The organism is Methylosinus sp. C49, assembly GCF_009936375.1.
Taxonomy (GTDB): domain Bacteria; phylum Pseudomonadota; class Alphaproteobacteria; order Rhizobiales; family Beijerinckiaceae; genus Methylosinus.
In genome coordinates this window covers 454,538-473,250 of record NZ_AP022332.1, presented here as the reverse complement: position 1 = coordinate 473,250, position 18,713 = coordinate 454,538, and the positions used below count along the sequence as shown (strand labels likewise).

17 protein-coding genes are annotated in these 18,713 nt (G+C 64.4%); 13 read left to right on the top strand and 4 right to left on the bottom strand.

All coding sequences use genetic code 11. From position 1 onward, the window contains the following. Position 1: 1 nt before the first annotated feature. A complete protein-coding gene (locus tag GYH34_RS02215; protein ID WP_161912171.1) occupies positions 2-1,456 on the bottom strand; it encodes an amino acid permease in 1,455 nt (484 codons plus the stop codon). A gap of 310 nt (positions 1,457-1,766) precedes the next feature. On the opposite strand from GYH34_RS02215, the gene GYH34_RS02210 reads away from it, so the two are divergent. Further along, positions 1,767-2,738, top strand: a complete 972-nt coding sequence (locus GYH34_RS02210) for an LLM class flavin-dependent oxidoreductase (RefSeq protein ID WP_161912170.1) — start codon at positions 1,767-1,769, stop codon at positions 2,736-2,738. Between the two features lie 79 nt (positions 2,739-2,817). Here GYH34_RS02210 and GYH34_RS02205 read toward each other — a convergent pair whose 3' ends face one another. Then, a complete protein-coding gene (locus tag GYH34_RS02205; protein WP_161912169.1) occupies positions 2,818-3,312 on the bottom strand; it encodes a heme-binding protein in 495 nt (164 codons plus the stop codon). A gap of 298 nt (positions 3,313-3,610) precedes the next feature. On the opposite strand from GYH34_RS02205, the gene GYH34_RS02200 reads away from it, so the two are divergent. From GYH34_RS02200 to GYH34_RS02145, 12 genes are all read left to right on the top strand, one after another. Further along, complete coding sequence (locus tag GYH34_RS02200; protein WP_161912168.1) at positions 3,611-4,240, top strand: XRE family transcriptional regulator; 630 nt, start codon at positions 3,611-3,613, stop codon at positions 4,238-4,240. Positions 4,241-4,491: 251 nt separating this feature from the next. Next, entirely contained in the window at positions 4,492-5,439 is a 948-nt protein-coding gene (locus GYH34_RS02195; protein WP_161912167.1) for a family 2A encapsulin nanocompartment shell protein, read from the top strand. 81 nt (positions 5,440-5,520) lie between these two features. Further along, positions 5,521-7,725, top strand: a complete 2,205-nt coding sequence (locus GYH34_RS02190) for a family 2A encapsulin nanocompartment cargo protein cysteine desulfurase (RefSeq protein ID WP_161912166.1) — start codon at positions 5,521-5,523, stop codon at positions 7,723-7,725. A gap of 270 nt (positions 7,726-7,995) precedes the next feature. Beyond that, positions 7,996-8,439, top strand: a complete 444-nt coding sequence (locus tag GYH34_RS02185; protein ID WP_018267498.1) for an Rrf2 family transcriptional regulator — start codon at positions 7,996-7,998, stop codon at positions 8,437-8,439. A 252-nt stretch (positions 8,440-8,691) separates the two neighbouring features. After that, on the top strand, positions 8,692-11,028 hold the full coding sequence (locus GYH34_RS02180) for a DUF1549 and DUF1553 domain-containing protein (RefSeq protein WP_161912165.1): 2,337 nt from the start codon (positions 8,692-8,694) through the stop codon (positions 11,026-11,028). A gap of 38 nt (positions 11,029-11,066) precedes the next feature. Further along, positions 11,067-12,524 (top strand): DUF1501 domain-containing protein, encoded by a 1,458-nt coding sequence (locus GYH34_RS02175; RefSeq protein ID WP_161912164.1) that lies wholly within the window; start codon positions 11,067-11,069, stop codon positions 12,522-12,524. Positions 12,525-12,699: 175 nt separating this feature from the next. Further along, positions 12,700-13,080 carry a hypothetical protein gene (locus GYH34_RS02170; RefSeq protein WP_244635231.1) on the top strand — a complete coding sequence of 127 codons (381 nt, stop codon included), beginning with the start codon at positions 12,700-12,702 and terminating at the stop codon, positions 13,078-13,080. Between the two features lie 20 nt (positions 13,081-13,100). Next, complete coding sequence (locus tag GYH34_RS02165; protein WP_161912162.1) at positions 13,101-13,991, top strand: dienelactone hydrolase family protein; 891 nt, start codon at positions 13,101-13,103, stop codon at positions 13,989-13,991. Between the two features lie 19 nt (positions 13,992-14,010). Continuing rightward, the gene (locus tag GYH34_RS02160) at positions 14,011-14,529 is read left to right on the top strand and encodes a rhodanese-like domain-containing protein (protein WP_244635230.1); all 519 of its coding nucleotides are present in this window, start codon (positions 14,011-14,013) and stop codon (positions 14,527-14,529) included. Between the two features lie 9 nt (positions 14,530-14,538). After that, positions 14,539-15,102: a peroxiredoxin gene (locus GYH34_RS02155; protein ID WP_161912160.1), complete on the top strand. Its 564-nt coding sequence runs from the start codon at positions 14,539-14,541 to the stop codon at positions 15,100-15,102. 31 nt (positions 15,103-15,133) lie between these two features. After that, positions 15,134-15,625, top strand: a complete 492-nt coding sequence (locus GYH34_RS02150) for a cytochrome c (RefSeq protein ID WP_018267506.1) — start codon at positions 15,134-15,136, stop codon at positions 15,623-15,625. A 30-nt stretch (positions 15,626-15,655) separates the two neighbouring features. Continuing rightward, on the top strand, positions 15,656-16,390 hold the full coding sequence (locus GYH34_RS02145; protein WP_161912159.1) for a cytochrome b/b6 domain-containing protein: 735 nt from the start codon (positions 15,656-15,658) through the stop codon (positions 16,388-16,390). A gap of 230 nt (positions 16,391-16,620) precedes the next feature. On the opposite strand, the gene GYH34_RS02140 is transcribed toward GYH34_RS02145, so the two are convergent. After that, positions 16,621-16,860 carry a hypothetical protein gene (locus GYH34_RS02140; RefSeq protein WP_161912158.1) on the bottom strand — a complete coding sequence of 80 codons (240 nt, stop codon included), beginning with the start codon at positions 16,858-16,860 and terminating at the stop codon, positions 16,621-16,623. 168 nt (positions 16,861-17,028) lie between these two features. Then, the gene (gene mbnF, locus GYH34_RS02135) at positions 17,029-18,684 is read right to left on the bottom strand and encodes a methanobactin biosynthesis FAD monooxygenase MbnF (protein ID WP_161912157.1); all 1,656 of its coding nucleotides are present in this window, start codon (positions 18,682-18,684) and stop codon (positions 17,029-17,031) included. Between the last annotated feature and the right edge of the window lie 29 nt (positions 18,685-18,713).

The following is an 18,713-nucleotide window of genomic DNA, read 5'->3' as shown; positions in this document are numbered from 1 at the left end:
CTCACCTGCGGCGGGTGCGCAGGCTGCCGTAGAAATAATAGAGCGTGAGCCCGGCCGCCATCCAGACGAAGAGGCGGATCCAGGTTTCGATCGGCAGCGCGCCCATCAGCGCGAGGCAGGAGAAAATGCCGCAAATCGGCACCCACGGAATGCCCGGCGCGCGGAAGGGACGATGCAGCTCCGGGTTCTTGCGACGCAGATAGAGCACCGCGCCGCAGACGAGCGCAAAAGCGGAGAGCGTGCCGATCGACACCATCTCGTCGAGAATCTCGATGGGGAAGAGGCCGGCGGCGATCGCCACCAGCGCGCCGACGACGACCTGGCTGATCGCCGGCGTTTTATAGACCGGATGCAGCCTGGCGAAGACGGAGGGCAGCATCCCGTCATGCGCCATGGAGTAGAAGACGCGCGTCTGGCCGAAGAGCAGCGCCAGAATGACGGTGGTGAGGCCGGCGAGCGCGCCGATCTTGACGATCCAGGCCATCCAGGAGGCGCCGGTGGCGTCCATCGCCACAGCGATCGGGTCCGGCACATTGAGCGCTGTGTAGGAGACGACGCCCGTCGCCACGCCCGCGACGCCGATGAACAGCACGGTGCAGATGGCGAGCGAGCCGATGATGCCGATCGGCACGTCGCGTTGCGGGAGCTTGGCCTCCTGCGCCGCGGTCGAGACGGCGTCGAAGCCGATATAGGAGAAGAAGACGACGGAGGCGCCGCGCAGCACGCCGCTCCAGCCGAAATGGCCGAATTCCCCGGTGTTCTCGGGCACGAAAGGCGTCCAATGCGCCGTGTCGACGTAGGAGACGCCGAAGAAGATGACGATCAGCACCACGCCGAGCTTCAGGAAGACGATGAAATTATTGAACATGGAGGATTCGCGCGTGCCGCGCGCCAAGAGCAGGGAGAGCGCCAATATCACCAGCGCGGCCGGCAGGTTGAAGACTCCATGGCCGGCCTCGGAGAAATAGGCGTTGGTCCATTGTGGCGGCAGATTTATGCCGATTCCATGCAGCACGCGGTTGAAATAGCCCGCCCAGCCGACCGCCACCGTCGCGGCGCCGAGCCCATATTCGAGCACGAGATCCCAGCCGATGATCCAGGCGAAGATCTCGCCGAGCGTGGCGTAAGTATAGGTGTAGGCGCTGCCCGAGACGGGAATGAGCGCGGCGAGCTCCGAATAGCAGAGCGCCACGAAAGCGCAGGCGAGTCCCGCGAGCGCGAAGGAGATGACGACGCCCGGCCCGGCGAATTTCGCCGCCACAGTGCCGGTGAGCACGAATATGCCGGCGCCGATGATGCCGCCTATGCCGAGCGCGGTGAGCGAGACCGGCCCGAGCGCGCGCGCGAAATTGCCGCCTTCCTCGAGGTGATTTTCAGCGAGAATTTCGTCTACGCTCTTGCGGGCGAAAAAATTGCGCGTCGGCGCGGATGCGCCGGTCGTCGTGTCTTGCACCACGAGGAGACCCCTTCTCAGCGAATGGCGTTCGCGCGAAAGCGCGCAGCCCCTGATCGGGGCGTGATTATGGTTGCGCTGTGAAAAGGTTACAAGAGGCGCAGGCTCGAGCGGGCGTCATCGTGGGCGTCCTCGCGGGCGTTGTCGCATTTCTGACGCGGGCCTCGCGTCGAAGGGGTGGGCGAAACGGCTCGCGCGGCGGAATCTCGCAGCTCCGCGCGTAAAAATCGAGGTTTTCGCACGGGCGGCTCGGTTGTTGCAGGACTTGCGTTCAATTTCCCCGGCGCGTGGCCGGGCCAGCTGGAGCGGCGCGATGAATCCGCGTTTTGGTTACCTGTGCCTGTTCGACAATCCGACCCTCGAGGCCGGCCGCGCATTGACGCGCCAGCTCATATTGGTGCGCGAAGCCGAGCGCATGCGCTTCGACGATATCTGGTTCGCCGAACGTCATTTCGACGATTATTTTCCGAGCGGCGCCAACTCTGTCATGCTCGGTTATGCGGCAGGCGTCACCATGCGGGCGCGCATCGGCTCGGCGTCCTTTCTGCCGGCGCTGCGCGATCCGATCCAGCTCGCCGAAGATGTCGCCAGCATCGATCTCTTGACCAAGGGCCGGTTCAGCTTCGGCGTCGCCAGCGGAGCCGATTTTCCCAAGCAGACGGTCAATTTCGGCGTCGCGCCGGAAGACGCCAACGAGCGCGGTCTCGAGGCGCTGGAGCTGGTCGAGCGCCTGCTGCTGGAGAGCGAGGTCACGCATAAGGGCAAATATTTCCAGGTGGAGAAGCTGAGCCTCTCGCCGCGGCCGGAGCAGAAGGTTCCGACCTGGATCGCGACAACGACGGAGAGCACGATCCGCCTCGCTGCGCGCAAGGGCTATGGGCTCATGGCGTCGGCGACCTGCACGAATGATGAGCTGCATCGCATTCTCGGCGTCTACAAAGACGAGGCGCCCGACGGCGACCCGCGTCTGGTGCTCGCGCGCTTCGGCTTTGCGACACAGGAACGCGCCGAAGCGGTGTCGATCGCGACGCCCTATCTCGAGGATTTCTGCGCCAAGGCCAACGCCGCGCGCGCCGAGGGCGAGGCGCCGCTCGATCCGCAGGCGCTTTTGTCAATGTCGCTGGTCGGCAGCTTCAAGGAGGTCGCGGACCATGTGAACAGCCTGAACGAGGAGTTCGGCGTGCATGGCATAGCGATGGCGCCCACCACCTCGCAATTCGACACGGTGAAGCGCTGTCTCGCGGCTTTCGTCGACGAGATTCGTCTGCGTCTGCCGGTGGATTGATCGAGCGCTTTCCGATCGAACGGAAAGCGCGCTCGAGGCGAGAGAGCCGCTCGGCCGAGCGGCTCACCGATCTGTCGCTTTATTTGAGCTGGTCGGCGACCTTGTCGATGCCGGCCTTGGCGCAGGCTTCGTCCTTGTCGCCGCCCGGCGCGCCGGAGACGCCGACGGCGCCTATGACCACATCGCCCGCCTTGATCGGCAGAGCGCCCTGCGCCGCGATCACATTGGCGAGATGCACGGCGCTCAGCGTCGGATTGTCCTTCACGCGCTGCGCGAACTCGCCCGACGGCGTGCGGAAGGTGCGCGAGGTGTAGGCCTTGCGATGGCTGTTCTCGAAAGTATGCGGCGAGGAGCCGTCGCCGCGAATGGCGATGAGGATCTGGCCCTCTTCGCCGACGACCGTCACCGAGATGCGATAGCCCTGCTGATGGCAGACGTCATAGGCGGTCTGCGCGATGGCCAGCGCGGTCGGGGTCGGCAGGACCTTCTGCGCGAGCAGCTCGGCGTTGGCGGGCGCCGCAGGCGCGGCGACGGCGACGAGAGCGATGACAGAGGCGAGGAGTTTCGACGGCATGGGCTCTCCGGGGAAGAGGAAAATATGCTCCGCATCCCGATCGGGATGATAATCATATCGATGCTATAGAATTTATTTGAAGTCAAGCCCGCGGTCCGCGCGGCGAGACGGGATGAGCCCGATCGCCGACACTTCGTCTGGCGCAGCGATAATTCTCCTGAAAGGCAAAGAAAAGAACGAAAAATCTGCGGTGTGGCGAATAGGTCGCGCTCCCCGAAGAAAAGTCGCGAGCCCGTCATAATTCTTGACCGGCGCCGGAGCGGCAGATTAAAAAATATTTACAAAATAGGAGTTATAGATGGGTAGATTCCAGCGTTCGTCCGACCCCGATCCGCCCCGCAGCGAAGGCTCCGAGCGTCTCGCCGATACGGTGGCGCAGCGCCTCGGGCGGCTGATCGCGCGCAAAGGCCGCACGCTCGAGCGGCTCGCCGAGCTGAGCGGCGTCGAGCTGGATGAGCTGCGGTCGATCGAGTCCGGGGCCAAGGCGCCGACGATCGCCCATTTGTGGCGCATCGCCAATGCGATCGGCGTTCCCTTCGGCAGCCTCGTCGCCTCGCGGGAGCGCAGCGGCGTGCTCGTCATGCGCAAGGCCAGCCCGCGCGTGATCGGCTCGCAGGACGGCAATTTTCTCTCGCGGCCCTTGTTTCCCTACGACAGCGCCCGGCCTGTGGAGTTCTATGAGGTGACGATCGCGCCGCTGCATCAGGAGTGCGCCGAGGCCCATGCCCCCGGCGCGAAGGAGACGCTGGTCGTCGCGCAGGGCGAGATCGAGATCATCGTCGGCCGCGAGCGGGCGGTGACGCTCGCTACGGGCGACGCCGTCGATTTTCTCGCCGATGTGCCGCATAGCTATCGCAATCTCGACGAGGCGCCGGCGCGCTTCTTTCTCGTTATGTCGTACCCCGCGGCCGAGGCGGGCGAGGCGTGAGCCCGCGGCCAAACTTTCACACACTATATCGTTCTTGTAGACGTATAGTAATTGAATATAGCAACGTAATTATCTGAAAGTAGTAAAATTTTCTACTTACAATACTATTGATTTGTTTGGGGCGCGACTGTAGTTCTCGTTCGCGGCTCGGATTCGTCCCGCCGCGATTTTTCGATGACGGCCGACGTTCATCGGCGTCCGCGCGCTAAAGCTCGCGTCGGCGCCGGGCGCATCGTTCGAGGAATGAACCCATGACCACGGAACCAGAAGTCCGGCGGACGCTGAGCGAATCTGCGGCCCGCCAGCTCGCCAATGCGACCAAGACGAGAGCGCAGTGGTCGGGCATCACGCCGCGCTGGCTCGTGTCCTTTCTGCCTTGGACGCCCGTCGAGGCCGGCATCTACCGGCTGAACCGCGTCAAGGAAGACAAGGCGCTGACCGACGCCGACGTGACCTGCAGCCCGGCCCGCGACCGCGACGCCGATCTGCCGGAGACCTTCGTCGATTACGAGGATCATCCGCGCGAATACTCGATGAACGCGGTCACGACCGTGCTCGACGTGCAGACTCGCGTCTCTGATCTCTACAGCCATCCTTACGATCAGATCCAGGAGCAGGTCCGCCTGCTGACGGAGAAGGTCAAGGAGCGGCAGGAGAGCGAGCTCATCAACAATGCCGAATACGGCCTGCTCGCCAATGTGCATCCGTCGATGAAAATCAGGACGCGGACGGGCGCGCCGACGCCGGACGATCTCGACGAGCTCATCACCAAGGTGTGGAAGGAGCCGGCTTTCTTCCTCGCCCATCCGCGCGCCATTGCGGCCTTCGGTCGCGAATGCACCCGCCGCGGCGTGCCGCCGCCGACCGTCACTTTATTCGGCTCGCCCTTCATCACCTGGCGCGGCCTGCCCTTGGTGCCGAGCGACAAGCTCTTCATCGACGAGAGTGGCAAGACCAATATTCTGCTGCTGCGCACGGGCGAGAAGAAGCAGGGCGTGATCGGCCTGTTCCAGCCGGGCATTCCCGGCGAGGTGGCGCCGAGCCTTTCGGTACGCTTCATGGGCATCAACCGTAAGGCCATCGCATCCTATCTCATCTCGCTCTATTGCTCGGCCGCCGTGCTGACGCATGACGCTCTCGGTGTTCTCGAGGGCGTCGAGGTCGGCAAATTCCACGATTACGGCGACAAATACCTCTGATCCTTACGGCCCAGAGCCGCTCGCGCCGGCGGAAATCCGCCGCCGGCGCGCTTTTTCCGAACCATTCGAGAGAGAGCGATCATGTCTTCTGCGCCGTCCAATTCCGCGGCCTTCGGCGCCACTGCGCCGACTGCGCCCTCCGAGGAGACGCTGACGCGCCATGGAGCGCCGGCCTTTCCAGATCCGGCCATGATCGCCCGTCTCGCCAATGTTTTTTTCCAGGCCTCGCCCAGCGAGTCTCCGGCGACGCTCTCTCCCGCCGCGCCCGTCGCGCCACCGATGCAGCCCGAGGCGCCGGCGCCGTCCGTCGTGACCAGCGTGGCGCCCTATGCGCCGGCGCGGGCGCCCGTGGGGCCGCCGGACGTTCCGCCGACGACGATTCCCTCCATCGCGCCGACGCCCAATCTCTCCGCGCCCTCGGCGCCGGTCGGCTTGCAGCCGGCGGTCCCGCCCTATGGACTCTCGGATGTTCCGCAGCCGGGCGCGTCCGCCGGCGCCTTCGAGCCGGGAAGCCCTTCGACGGCGGCGATCGATTATTCCGCCATTCCCAACACGCTCGCGCAATATGGCGGCGCGGCCCCCGTGCAGGCGCCCGCGCCCTACGGCGGCTATGATCCCGACTCCGTTCCAGGCGGCGTGAAGGCCGCCCCGGTGGACAATCTCTATTTCCTGCATGAGCGCGCGCCCGCGGTCGCGCCGGGCTCCGTTCCCGCGGACCCGTCGCTCTCGCTCGTCGACCGCTATGACTCCGATGTCGCGCCTGCGCCCGCCGTCGCCGCCCCCGATGCCGCGCCGGAGCGCTTCGCCTATTCCGGCCCCTCGGAGGCCGATCCGCATCGCGTGTCGGATGCTTTCGCGCTGGGGACGCCCAATGTCGCCATGCCGGAAATCTCCGGCCAGGAGCGCAGCTTCGCGCCCGGCGCCGCCGGCCCCGCGGCGACCGATTCGCTCTATTTCCTCGATCGCGCCGGCGCCGTCCCCGCCGCACCGAAGACGGCTCCGCAAGAGCCGCAAGGCTATTCGCCGCAGCTCGCGGCCAGCGCGCCGGCGAGCCGGGCGGCCTTCGACCCCTATGCGGCGAGGCGCGACTTCCCCATTCTGCAGCAGCAGGTGCATGGCAAGCCGCTGGTGTGGCTCGACAACGCCGCGACGACGCAAAAGCCGCAGGCGGTCATCGATCGGCTCGCGCATTTCTACGAATATGAGAATTCCAACATTCATCGCGCCGCCCATGCGCTGGCGGCGCGCTCGACCGACGCCTATGAGGCCGCGCGCGAGAAGGTGCGCCGCTTCCTGAAGGCGGCTTCGGTCAAGGACATCATCTTCGCGCGCGGCGCCACCGAGGCGATCAATCTCGTCGCTCAGGCCTGGGGCCGCCGCAATGTGCAGGCGGGCGACGAGATCGTCGTCTCCTGGCTCGAGCATCACGCCAATATCGTGCCCTGGCAGCAGCTCTGCGCCGAGAAGGGCGCGCGGCTGCGCGTCGCGCCGGTGGACGATCGCGGCCAGATCATCCTCGAGGAATATGAGAAGCTGCTGAATCCGAGGACGCGAATCGTCTCGGTGACGCAGGTCTCCAACGCGCTCGGCACGGTGACGCCGGTGCATGAGATCACGGCCATGGCCCATCGCCATGGCGCGCGCGTGCTCATCGACGGCGCGCAATCGGTCTCGCATATGCCGGTGGATGTGCAGTCGATCGGCTGCGACTTCTTCGTCTTCTCCGGTCATAAGGTCTTCGGCCCGACGGGAATCGGCGTCGTCTATGGCAGGGACGACGTTCTCGCCGACATGCCGCCCTGGCAGGGCGGCGGCAATATGATCGCCGACGTCACCTTCGAGAAGACCATCTATCAAGGCCCGCCGGAGCGTTTCGAGGCCGGCACCGGCAATATCGCCGACGCCGTGGGGCTCGGCGCGGCGCTCGATTATATCGAATCGATCGGCATGGAGGTGATCGCCCGCTACGAGCACGATCTCCTCGTCTATGCGACAGAGAAAATGCGCATGGTGCCCGGCCTCGCCTTCATCGGCACAGCGGCCGAGAAGGCGAGCGTGCTCTCCTTCGTGCTCGACGGCCATCGCACCGAGGAGGTCGGCAAGGCGCTGGACCGCGAGGGCATAGCAGTGCGCGCCGGCCACCATTGCGCGCAGCCGATTCTGCGCCGCTTCGGCCTCGAGGCGACCGTGCGGCCGTCGCTGGCCTTCTATAATACATGCGCCGATGTCGATGCGCTGGTCGCCGCGCTCCTGCGCCTGCAGAGCGGACGCGCCGGCTTTTTCTAAAGGACGCCGCGCATCGCTCCAGGAGCGTGATCCGATCCAATCGGCTCGGATCATGCATCTCGATTCCAACCCCTGTGCGAATTCAGATCGATCGAATGAGTCCATTCGATCGGATATCGCTCGCGCGGCGAGAAAAACCTTCTTTCGCGCCGATAGGAGCGCGTCGTCCCGATCTTCCACACACCCCCGTTTCGACGAAAGGTCTATCGTCTTTATTGACTTATTGACTCGCCACTAATAGTCTACTGGTCTTATAGACGAGGTGGCCATATGCTGACGAAAAAAGGCAAATACGGCATCAAGGCCATGAGCTATCTCGCGCGTTTCGAGCCCGGGCGAACGGTCCCGGTCCAGGAGATCGCGACGACGCAGCGCATCCCCAAAAAATTTCTGGACGCCATTCTCTGCGAGCTGCGCAATCTCGGCTATGTCAGCTCCAAAATGGGCAAGGGCGGCGGCTACACTCTGGCTCGACCGGCCGAGACGATCACCGTCGGCAACATCATACGCGCGCTCGACGGTCCACTGGCGCCGCTGCCTTGCGCCAGCAAGACGCGCTACCAGCCCTGCGACGATTGCGTCGATGTCGAAAAATGCGCCGTCCGGCTGGTGATGCAGGATGCGCAACGCGCTCTGTCCGGCGTGCTCGACAACTGCTCGCTGGCGCATGTTCGCGACCTCGCCGATGAGGTCGCGCTCTGCTACGAGATCTGATTTTCCAATCATTCATTGCGTAAGGCGCCCCGGCGCGCGCACGCATTCGCATTCCTGGACCGACCGAACCATGCGCGGCGTCCGCTTTTTGCCCTATAACTCGATCTTATTTGTAGACTTAATCGATATAATCGCCTAAAGTCACCCTCGAGCCACGAGAATGCCGGCGCGCATTGGCGCGCCGACGGAATGCGGTCGTCTCATAAGCCCATGACGCCGATAGGCAATAGAGAAAAACGAGGTTGCTGGCACATGACGAAGACCTTGAAACGATCCGTGATTGCAATGATGCTGAGCGCTTCTGCGGCGGCCCTCGCGATCGCCGAAGAGCACAAGGCGCCGGCGGGCGCCGCTTCCGAATCGACGCGCGTGAGCAAGCCGCATTGGGCGTGGCAGCCGGTCTACCAGCCCTTCGCGCCAAATGTGCAGAAGAAGGATTGGTCGCATTCGTCCTTCGACGCTTTCGTGCTCTCCAAGATCGAGGCGCACGGTCTGACGCCTTCGCCCGACGCCGACCGCGCCACCTTCATTCGCCGCGCAACATTGGACGCCTGGGGCCTCATCCCCACTCCCGAGGAGGTCGCCGCCTTCGAGAACGACCAGAGCGCGGACGCCTATGAGAAGCTCATCGATCGTCTGCTCGCCTCGCCGCGCTATGGCGAGCGTCAGGCGCGCTTGTGGCTGGATCTCGCGCGCTATGCGGACAGCACCGGCTTCCAGAACGACAATACGCGGCCGAACATGTTCCGGTATCGCGATTATGTGATCAAGGCGTTCAACGAGGACAAATCCTACGCGCAATTCATCCGCGAGCAGATCGCCGCCGACGAGATCGCGCCGGGCGATCAGGAGGCGCTGGTCGCGACCGGCTTCCTCGCCGGATACCCCGACAACAGCAATTCGCGCGATCTGGTGCAGCGCAAATATCAGATCACGACGGACATGGTCGACACGATCGGCCAGGCGATTCTCGGCACGACGGTCGGCTGCGCGCGCTGCCACAATCACAAGACCGACAAGCTCACGCAGAAGGACTATTTCTCGCTGCAGGCTTTCTTCGCCAACACCGCCTTCGACGAGAAGGTCCCCGCCAAGAAGGGCGAGGTGGAGGCCGAGTTCCAGAAGGAGCAGGCTGTCTATAATGAGGCGACCAAGGCCATTCGCGCGCGGCAGAAGGAGATCATCGACTCTGTCCGCGAGGCGGCGCTCAAATATCACAAGGAGCGCTATCTGACGGACAGCCGCGAATCGATCTTCAAGCCGAAGGACCAGTGGAACGCGCTCGACCGCTGGGTCAATCACCGTCTCGATTCGGTGACGAACGACGCTGCGCTCGCCGGCTTCCTGCGCTACGCCGCCGACGACAAGAGCGCGCCGGAGCATAGCGAGGAGATCGTCAAGAAGGCCGATGAATATCAGAAGCTGACGCAGGAGCTGCGCAAGTTCCAGAATCTGCGCTCCAACAAAGGCTCGCTGAGCTTCACCGCCGCCACCGAGCTCGGCCACGCCGACGCGCCGCCCACGCATATTCTCTTCGTCGGCAATCACGAGAAGCCGCTGGACGAGGTGAAGCCCGCCTTCCCCGAGGGCATGACGACCGAGACGCCCGACATCAAGCCGACGGCCACTTCCTCCGGCCGCCGCACGGCGCTCGCCGATTGGCTGGTCAGCGAGAGGAATCCGCTCACCGCGCGCGTTTTCGTCAATCGGGTTTGGAACCAGTATTTCGGCAAGGGCATTGTCGGCACGGTCAGCGACTTCGGCAAGGCCGGCGACAAGCCGACCAATCAGGAGCTGCTCGACCATCTCGCCTTCACCTTCGTGAAGGACGGCTGGAGCGTGAAGAGGCTGCATCGCTCTATCCTGCTCTCGGCGACCTATCGCCAGTCCTCCGAGTATCGTGAGGACGTCGCCAAGGCCGATCCCGAGAACAGACTGCTGGCCGTCTTCCCGCGCAAGCGTCTCGAGGCGGAGGAAATTCGCGACTCGATCCTCGTGGCGTCCGGCAAGCTCAATGAGCGTATCGGCGGTCCGAGCGTGTTCCCGCCCATTCCCGCCAATCTGATCGGCGGCGGCAATTTCAACAACACGGATCCCTCCTGGACGACCTCGAAGGACCCGCAGGATTACACGCGGCGCAGCCTCTACATCTTCACGCGGCGCAGCCTTCCCTATCCGCTGCTGGAGACGTTCGACATGGCGAACGCGCAGCAGATTCACAGCAAGCGCGATGTGACGACGACGCCGCTGCAGGCGCTGACGCTCTACAACAGCGAGCTCGTTTTCCAATGGTCGCAGGCGCTCGCCGGCCGCGTGATCGAGGAGGCGGGCGACAATGAAGCCGCGCAGCTCGATCGTCTCTATCTCGTGCTGTTCGGCCGCAAGCCGAGCGAGCCGGAGGTGAAGGCGCTGCACGCCTTCCTCGACCAGCATCAAAAGACGATCGCCGAGAAGGCCGAGAACGGCAAGCTCTCGATCGCTGTGCCGGTGACGACGAAAGCGCATTTCGTCGATCCGCTGCGCGCCTCGGCCTTCGTCGATCTCGTGCATACGGTCGTGAACAGCAACGACTTCGTCTACCGCTTCTAACAGACACCACAGCAATCTGAACCGAGGGGAGCAGACCAATGCTCATCAAGACATCGCGTCGCGAATGGCTGCGTAGCGCAGCCTATGGAGTGGGTGGTTTCGCCGTCGGCGGCATGATGCCCGGCGGCGGCTGGCTCGGCGTTCCGCAGGCCAACGCCGCGAGCTTCGTCGATCCGCTGGCGGCCAAGCAGCCGCATTTTCCCGCCAAGGTGAAATCGGTCATCTGGCTGCATTTGGACGGCGCGCCCAGCACGCTCGATCTCTTCGACTACAAGCCCGAGCTCGAGCGCCTCGCCGGCCAGGACATTCCGGCCTCCTTCCTCGAGGGCATCAAGACATCGACTCAGGGCGGCGTCGGCAAGCTCTTCGTCTCCAACAAGCGCAGCTGGAAGCAATATGGCCAGAGCGGCGCCTGGTTCTCCGACCTGCTGCCCAATCTCGCGCAGCAGGCGGACAGACTGACCTTCGTCAAATCCAGCGTCACCGTCGGCGCCACGCATGACATCTCGATCCTGAAGCTCAATACCGGCGATCTTTCGCCCGGCCGTCCGTCGCTCGGCGCCTGGGTCGCCTATGCGCTCGGCTCCGCCAATCCCGATCTGCCTCCTTATGTCGTGCTCTATGGCGGCCAGCGCGAGCCGCGCGCGGGCTCGGTCAATTGGAGCTCGGGATTCCTGCCGGCGGTCTATCAGGGCACGGCCTTCCGCCCGGGCGCGCAGCCGATCCTCCATCAGGCGCCGCCGGAGCTGATCGGCCTGCAGCAGCAGCGCGAGAGCCTCGACCTGCTGCATCGGCTCAACGATATCGGTTCCGCTGCGCGTCCGCAGGACAGCGAGCTCGCCGCGCGCACCAATTCCTATGATCTCGCCTATCGCATGGAGGCGACGGCGCCGGAGGCCGTCGATCTCTCCAAGGAGACCGAGGCGACCAAGGCGCTCTACGGCCTCGACGACGAGGCGACGCGCGACATGGGCACTGTGCTGCTGCGCGCCCGCCGCCTCGTCGAGCGCAATGTGCGCTTCGTGCATGTGGTGTCCGGCCCCATCTCCGGCCTCGGCCAGGGCGACGACGCCAGCTGGGACGCGCATCGCCAGCTCGAGCGCAATCACAGCGCCCATGCGCGCGCCATCGACAAGCCGGTCGCCGGCCTGCTCGCCGATCTGCAGTCGCGCGGCCTGCTCGACGACACGCTCATCGTGTGGACCTCGGAGTTCGGCCGCACGCCCTACGGCCAGAGCGGCGACGGTCGCGACCACAATCCCTGGGGCTACACCCAGTGGCTGGCCGGCGGCGGCGTCAAGCACGGCCTCACCTATGGCCGCACCGACGAGCTCGGCCTCAAGACCGTCGAGAATCCGGTCGACACCTATGATCTGCACGCGACCGTGCTGCAGCTCCTGGGTCTCGATCACCTCAAGACGATCTATTTGCGCGCCGGCCGCGCCGAGCGCCCGACAGTCGTCTACGGCAAGGTCGTGAACGACATTCTCGCGTGACGATCAGACTCGGCCGGAGCCCTCGCGGCTCCGGCGCGACACGCCGATCTTGCTCGCGGCGCGGCGGCGCGCGCCGCGAGAACGCCCCCCGGCGCGCCCTCGGCACAGCAGACATCTCGACGCAGGATCTCAAGAAAGCGCCATGAGCCGCATCTCAGCTTATCGAAATTCCCACGTGCGTCTCGCCTTCTGCGCGATGCTGATCGCCACGCCGGCGCTGGCCGCGCTGGACCTGCGCGATTACGACGACGATCTGATGCGCGATCTCGAAAAGACGATCAAATATTTCGAGCCGGACATCACCGCGCAAAATTCGCAGGCCGCGAAAGAGGATGCGGAAATTCTGCTCGACGGTTTCCGTTATACGGAGGACTATTTCGCCAAGCGCGGCAAGGATGACGCCGTGGCGATCTCCCGCGACGGCTCGCGTCTCATCGCCGATGTCGTCGCCAAGGTCGACAAAGGCGAGTTCGACGCCGCCGCCGCCTCCGCGCGTGAGGCGACGCAAGTCTGCAAAACCTGCCACGAAATCTACAAGCCCCGACTCGCTCGTTGAGAGACCCGAGGAACAGACCCATGACGCGTAAGATCGCAAACGAGTTCCCGCCCGGAATATTGAAGCTCTTCGATCTCTTCGTGCATGGCGACATCGATCGTCGCGGCTTCGTCGAGAGCGCCAAGAAGATCGCCATCGGCGCCGCCGCCGCGACCGCCTTTCTCGAGGAGCTGCTGCCGCGCTTCGCCGAGGCGGAGGTGGTGAAGAAGGACGATCCTCGCATCATCGGCAAGACGATCGAGGTTCCTTCGCCGGAGGGCAATGGCGTGGTGAAGGGCTATTTCGTCCAGCCCGCCAACGCGAGCGGCAAATTGCCGGCCGTGCTCGTCATCCATGAGAATCGCGGCCTCAATCCGCATATAGAGGACATCGCCCGCCGTCTCGCGCTCGCGGATTTCATCGTCTTCGCGCCGGACGCTCTGGCGCCGCTCGGCGGCTATCCGGGCGATGAGGACAAGGCGCGCGACCTTTTCACCAAGCTCGATCAGGCCAAGACGCGCAACGACTTCATCGCCGCCTATGGCGCGCTGAAGACCTGCCCGATCGGCAATGGCAAGGTGGGCGCGGTCGGCTTCTGCTATGGCGGCGGCGTCGTCAATTTCCTCGCCACCAAGCTGCCCGATCTTTCCGCCGGCGTTCCCTTCTACGGCGCGCAGCCGCCGGCCGAGGAGGTCGCCAAGATCAAATCGCCGCTGCTCATCCAATATGCGGGCGTCGACGATCGCATCAACGCCGGCTGGCCGGCTTATGAGACGGCGCTGAAAGCTGCGCATGTCGATTATCAGGCTTTCGTCTATCCGGGCGTGCAGCATGGTTTCAATAATGACACGACGCCGCGCTATGACGCCGCGGCCGCCGAGCTCGCCTGGAAACGCACCGTCGATTTCTTCAATGCGCGTCTGCGCGCCTGAGAGAGAAAAGGACACAGCAATGAGAGCCTCGACGCTCGTCCTCGGCCTGGCGCTCGGCGTCGCCTCGACCGCGCTTCCGACGACCGACGCCGGCGCGCAGCAGGCCGCGGCGCCCGCCGTTCCCGCTGCGGCGCCCGTTACGCCGCAGAATGATCCGGCCTATACCTATAAGACGCTGCGCCTCAATCGCGCCGCCTTCGACGCTCTGCTGGCGAAGCCGGAGGATCTTCTCGTCCTCGACATTCGTCGGCCCGACGAGCTGACCAAGAATGGCGGCTTCCCGGTGTATCTGAGCATCCAGACCAAGGAGGTTCAGAAATCCCTCTCCTTTATTCCGCGCGATCGTCTGATCGTCACTGTTTCCAATCGTGCGCATCGCGCCGGCGCCGTCGGCGATATTCTCGCCGGACTCGGCTATCATGTCGTCGGCGCGATCGGCGTGCTCGATTATCAGGACGAAGGCGGAACGCTGGCCAAGATCACGCCGCCGGCTCCCGCCGCGCCGGCCGCCGCTGCGCCCGCCACCGCCGCCAAGTGAGGCCGAAATATGCGTAAGCTCGCGATTTTCACGATTCTCTCGGTCGCTCTCGCGACCATCCCGGCCTCCGCCGCATTGAAGACGGGCGTCGCGGCGCCTGATTTCAGCGCCCAAGCCGCCATTGGCGGCAAGGACTTCGTGTTCTCTCTCGCCGAGGCGCTGAAGAAAGGCCCCGTGGTCCTCTACTTCTATCCCAAATCCTTCACGCGCGGTTGCACGATCGAGGCGCATGAGTTCGCCGAGAATTACGACAATTTCGCCGCCGCCGGAGCCTCGCTGATCGGCGTCTCCGCCGACACGATCGAGACGCAGCGCGATTTCTCGACCAAGGAATGCCGCGACAAGTTTCCCGTCGCGGCGGACGCGAATTTTACCGTCATCAACGCCTATGACGCAAAGCGCGACCGCCCGACGCAGAATGGCGACACGGTTTCCGACCGCATCTCCTATGTCGTGACGCCGGACGGCAAAATCGGCTTGACCTTTGTCAGCTCGGACCCGATCAAGCATGTCTCGGAGACGCTCCAATTCGTGCGGCAATGGCAAGAGAGCCATAAATCCGGCAAGATTTGAGCATTCAACCTCGGAATATAAAGGGACGATCATGAGTCTGTATTCGAAGCGCTCGCTCGCTCTCCTCGGCGGCGCGCTCATCGCCGGTTGCGTCGCTCTGAATTCCGCCTCCGCGCAGGCGCCCGGCCCCACGCCGGCGAAAATCGCGGTGGAGAATCGCAAGGCGGAATTCGTGCTGATCGGCAATTTCTTCCGCTGGTTCGGCGCCGTCGCCAGAGGCAACGCCCCCTATGACGAGGCGGAGGCCAAGAAGCGATCCGAGCGCATCGCCTATATCGCCGGCCTGCTCGACGAATCCTTCCCCGATGTCTCCAATGTCGGCGAGCCGGACAGCAAGGCGAAAGCCGAAATCTGGAAAGAGAAGGCGGAATTCGACAAGAAGCTCGCCAAGTTCAAGGAGGACGCCCATGTCTTCGCCGATGCGATCGGCAAGGAGAAGGGCGCGACGGAAGCCTTCAAGACCGCGGTCGCCAATCTCGGCCAGGATTGCAAGGGCTGCCACGACTCCTACAAGGCGAAATAGCCAGGCCCAACGAGCGCGACGAGACGTAAGATGACGGTGATCGACAGGCCGCCCGAAACAAAGGCGGCGGACGCGCAATCGAAAGAAGAGCGTCTGGTGTGGGACTTGCCGGTGCGGCTGTTCCACTGGTCGCTCGTCGTCTCTTTCGTCGGCGCCTATGTGACCAACAGGCTCGGCGTCGCCTGGTTCGATTGGCATGTGCGCTTCGGCTACGCCGTTCTCACGCTCGTCGCGTTTCGCGTGCTCTGGGGCCTCTTCGGCGCCAAGCACGCGCGCTTCGCCAGCTTCCTGCGGCATCCGCGGGAGGCGTGGCTCTATGGGCGAGGCCTGCTGCGCGGCCGCGCGCCGCTCTACGCCGGGCATAATCCGCTCGGCGCGCTGATGGTCGTCGCGCTGCTGCTCGGCCTATTGGCGCAGGCGACCATGGGCCTTTTCGCCAATGACGAGATTTTCAACGTCGGCCCCTTCGCCGGCGCGGTGAGCAAGGAGACGAGCCTGCTGCTCACCTCGCTGCACAGGAAGGGATTCTATGTGCTGGCGGCGGCCGTTTTCATTCATATCGCGGCGGTGATCTCCTATGTGCTGGTGAAGCGCGAGAATCTCGTGCGCGCCATGGTCACGGGCTATAAGCGCGCCGACTCCGTGGACGAGATCGCCACCTCCCGCCTGCCGCTGGCGGCGACGCTGCTGCTCGTCGTCGCCATAGCCCTCGCCGCGCTGACATCGATCGCGCCTGTGGCCAGCGCTGGTGGCGATGGGTTTTGAGGAGCGGCGTAGGGGGCGTGGCGCCCATCGCGGAACCCGATCGTGCTGCTGTGGCGCTCGTCCGGCCGGCAGGGAGAACGACGAGAGCGCCCGTGTCGACGTCGATCTCGCCATGGCGCCGCCCTGATCCGAGTGCTCGGCCGCGCGATTGGGACCTGCCGAAATAAGCGCGCGCCGTTCGGCGACGCCCCCTCCGGCGCGGTCGACGAGCGCTCTCGACAAAGGAACGCTCATCGTGCCTCCGGGCCGACTTTTCCTGCCGTCTGAAGGATTTTCGCGCGCCGATAGGTAAGCCTTTCTCGCTCCTTGCGGCTCAAATTGGATGAGGTCGCGGCGCGATCACACGCCTCGACGATCGCCTGGAAATTCTGATCCGTCACGGCTTCTTTCGTGAAGCAGGCCTGCCAGCTCACCAGGAGCTGCAGAATGTTCGAGCCGGCCTCGGCGTTTCCTCGCGTCGTCTCTGTCATTTTGTCGTGACAGCCGGCCCCATCTCCATTGGACGGAGCCGGGCAGCTCACTGCCGGTTCGAGCGCGAGCGCGGCGTATGTCGCGGCGAGACCCAGCACGACGCCGCGGAACGCTCCGCGAGCCGGGATGATTTTCGGAAACCGACTTTTTGGGGCTGACATGGCTCCTCACAGCACGACTTTGGCCATCGACGCGTATGCGGGCGGCGAAGGGGGGATTTCACGCCGATCGAGACAGCGCGCGCGATCGAGGGAGCGCCTCAGAATTGCTTCGGAATCCGCGCTCCCGTCGACTGATCGCGATGCGATGAAGCCGTCGGGGCGCACGAGCAGCGCTCCACTCGGTCCGAGCCCGGTTCGCGAGAGAAATGCGCCGGTCGGATCATCGACATCCACGCCGATCAGAAAGGCTCTCAACGGCGCGTCTTCGTCGCCAGAGAGCGCTCGCGCGGCCTCGATCCATGCGGATCCGGCGGGACCGGCGAGCAGCACAAATCCTTGTCCCACGAGATCATGCGTCGAAATCTCGACGCCGTTTCTGACGAGCGGAACATGCGCGAGTCGGGACCCGGGCTTTCCGCTGGGATGCAGCGTATCGTCCGCCGGCAGTCCATCGTCCGGCTCGTCCAAGGAAATTGCCGGCGATCGATAGCGATAGCTCATCGCGGCGTCGAGATAGTTGACTCGACCAAAGGCGTCGGAGAGATCGGAGCGATCCTGACGTAGCCGCTCCACATAATTCTCGGTCGCACGCGCGATCGAGAGCTGCGCGACCGGGCGGCGCTCGGCGTCATAGCTGTCCAGCAAAGCCGCGCCGGCCTCGCCCTTGATCACCATGGCGAGCTTCCAGGCGAGATCGGCCGCATCCTGGATCGCGGTTTGACCGGCGAGGCCTCCGACCGGCGGCATTATATGGGCCGCGTCGCCGGCGAGAAACACACGGCCGAGGCTCATTCGTTCGGCGAGCAACGCCGACATCCGCCAGGGAAGGACGTTCAGAATTTGGACGTCGAGATCGGGTTGACCGAGCGCCGCGCGCACGAGCTTCTCACATCGCTCGGCGTCGAAGTCCGACACGGTTTCACGAGCCGCATCATATTCGACATTGAGCTGCCCACGGTCGGGATCGTCGCAGCTGACGAAGGCTCCCGTGAAGTCGCGATGACGCAGGTAGCAGAGAAGGAAGCCGCGCTTCCCCATCGCGATCGACAGATCGGCTTGGAAGAGAATGGATACTGCATGAGACACGCCGTCGAGTCCGATCATGTCGACGCCGAGCGTTCTGCGGATAGCGCTGCCGCTTCCATCGGCGGCGACGAGATAGTCGGCATGGACGATCGTCTCCTCTCCACTCTCCGTGTCGCGCAGACAGGCGCGGACACTGTCCGCGTTTTGCGAGACATGGATGAGCTCTGTCGAAAAGCGAATGTCGGCGCCATGCGCTCGCGCATGTCGAAGCAGCACCGGCTCGACGCGATCCTGGCCGGCGCTGCACAGCATCGCCGGCGAGAGCGGACGCGGATCGAATCCGCCCGGCGTCGCCATTATCTTTATGGGCGAGCTGGTGACCGTCTCAGCGACCATGATCGTCGTATCGCCGGGCGCAGCACGTGTGGCGAGGCGCAGGTCGTTTTCGAGGCCAGGAACCTGCCGCAGCAGCTCGAGGCTGCGAAGATTGAACCCGTGCGCTCTGGGATGATCGGAGAGCGCGGCGCGGCGCTCGACGAGCCGGCACGGAACGCCGCGGATGGAAAGCATCAGCGCGGCCGTCAGCCCCGCATATCCGCCGCCAACGATCAAAACTGGCGCATGTTCGGATGGCATGGTCCTGCAACCTCCCGCTCTCTCGCGTC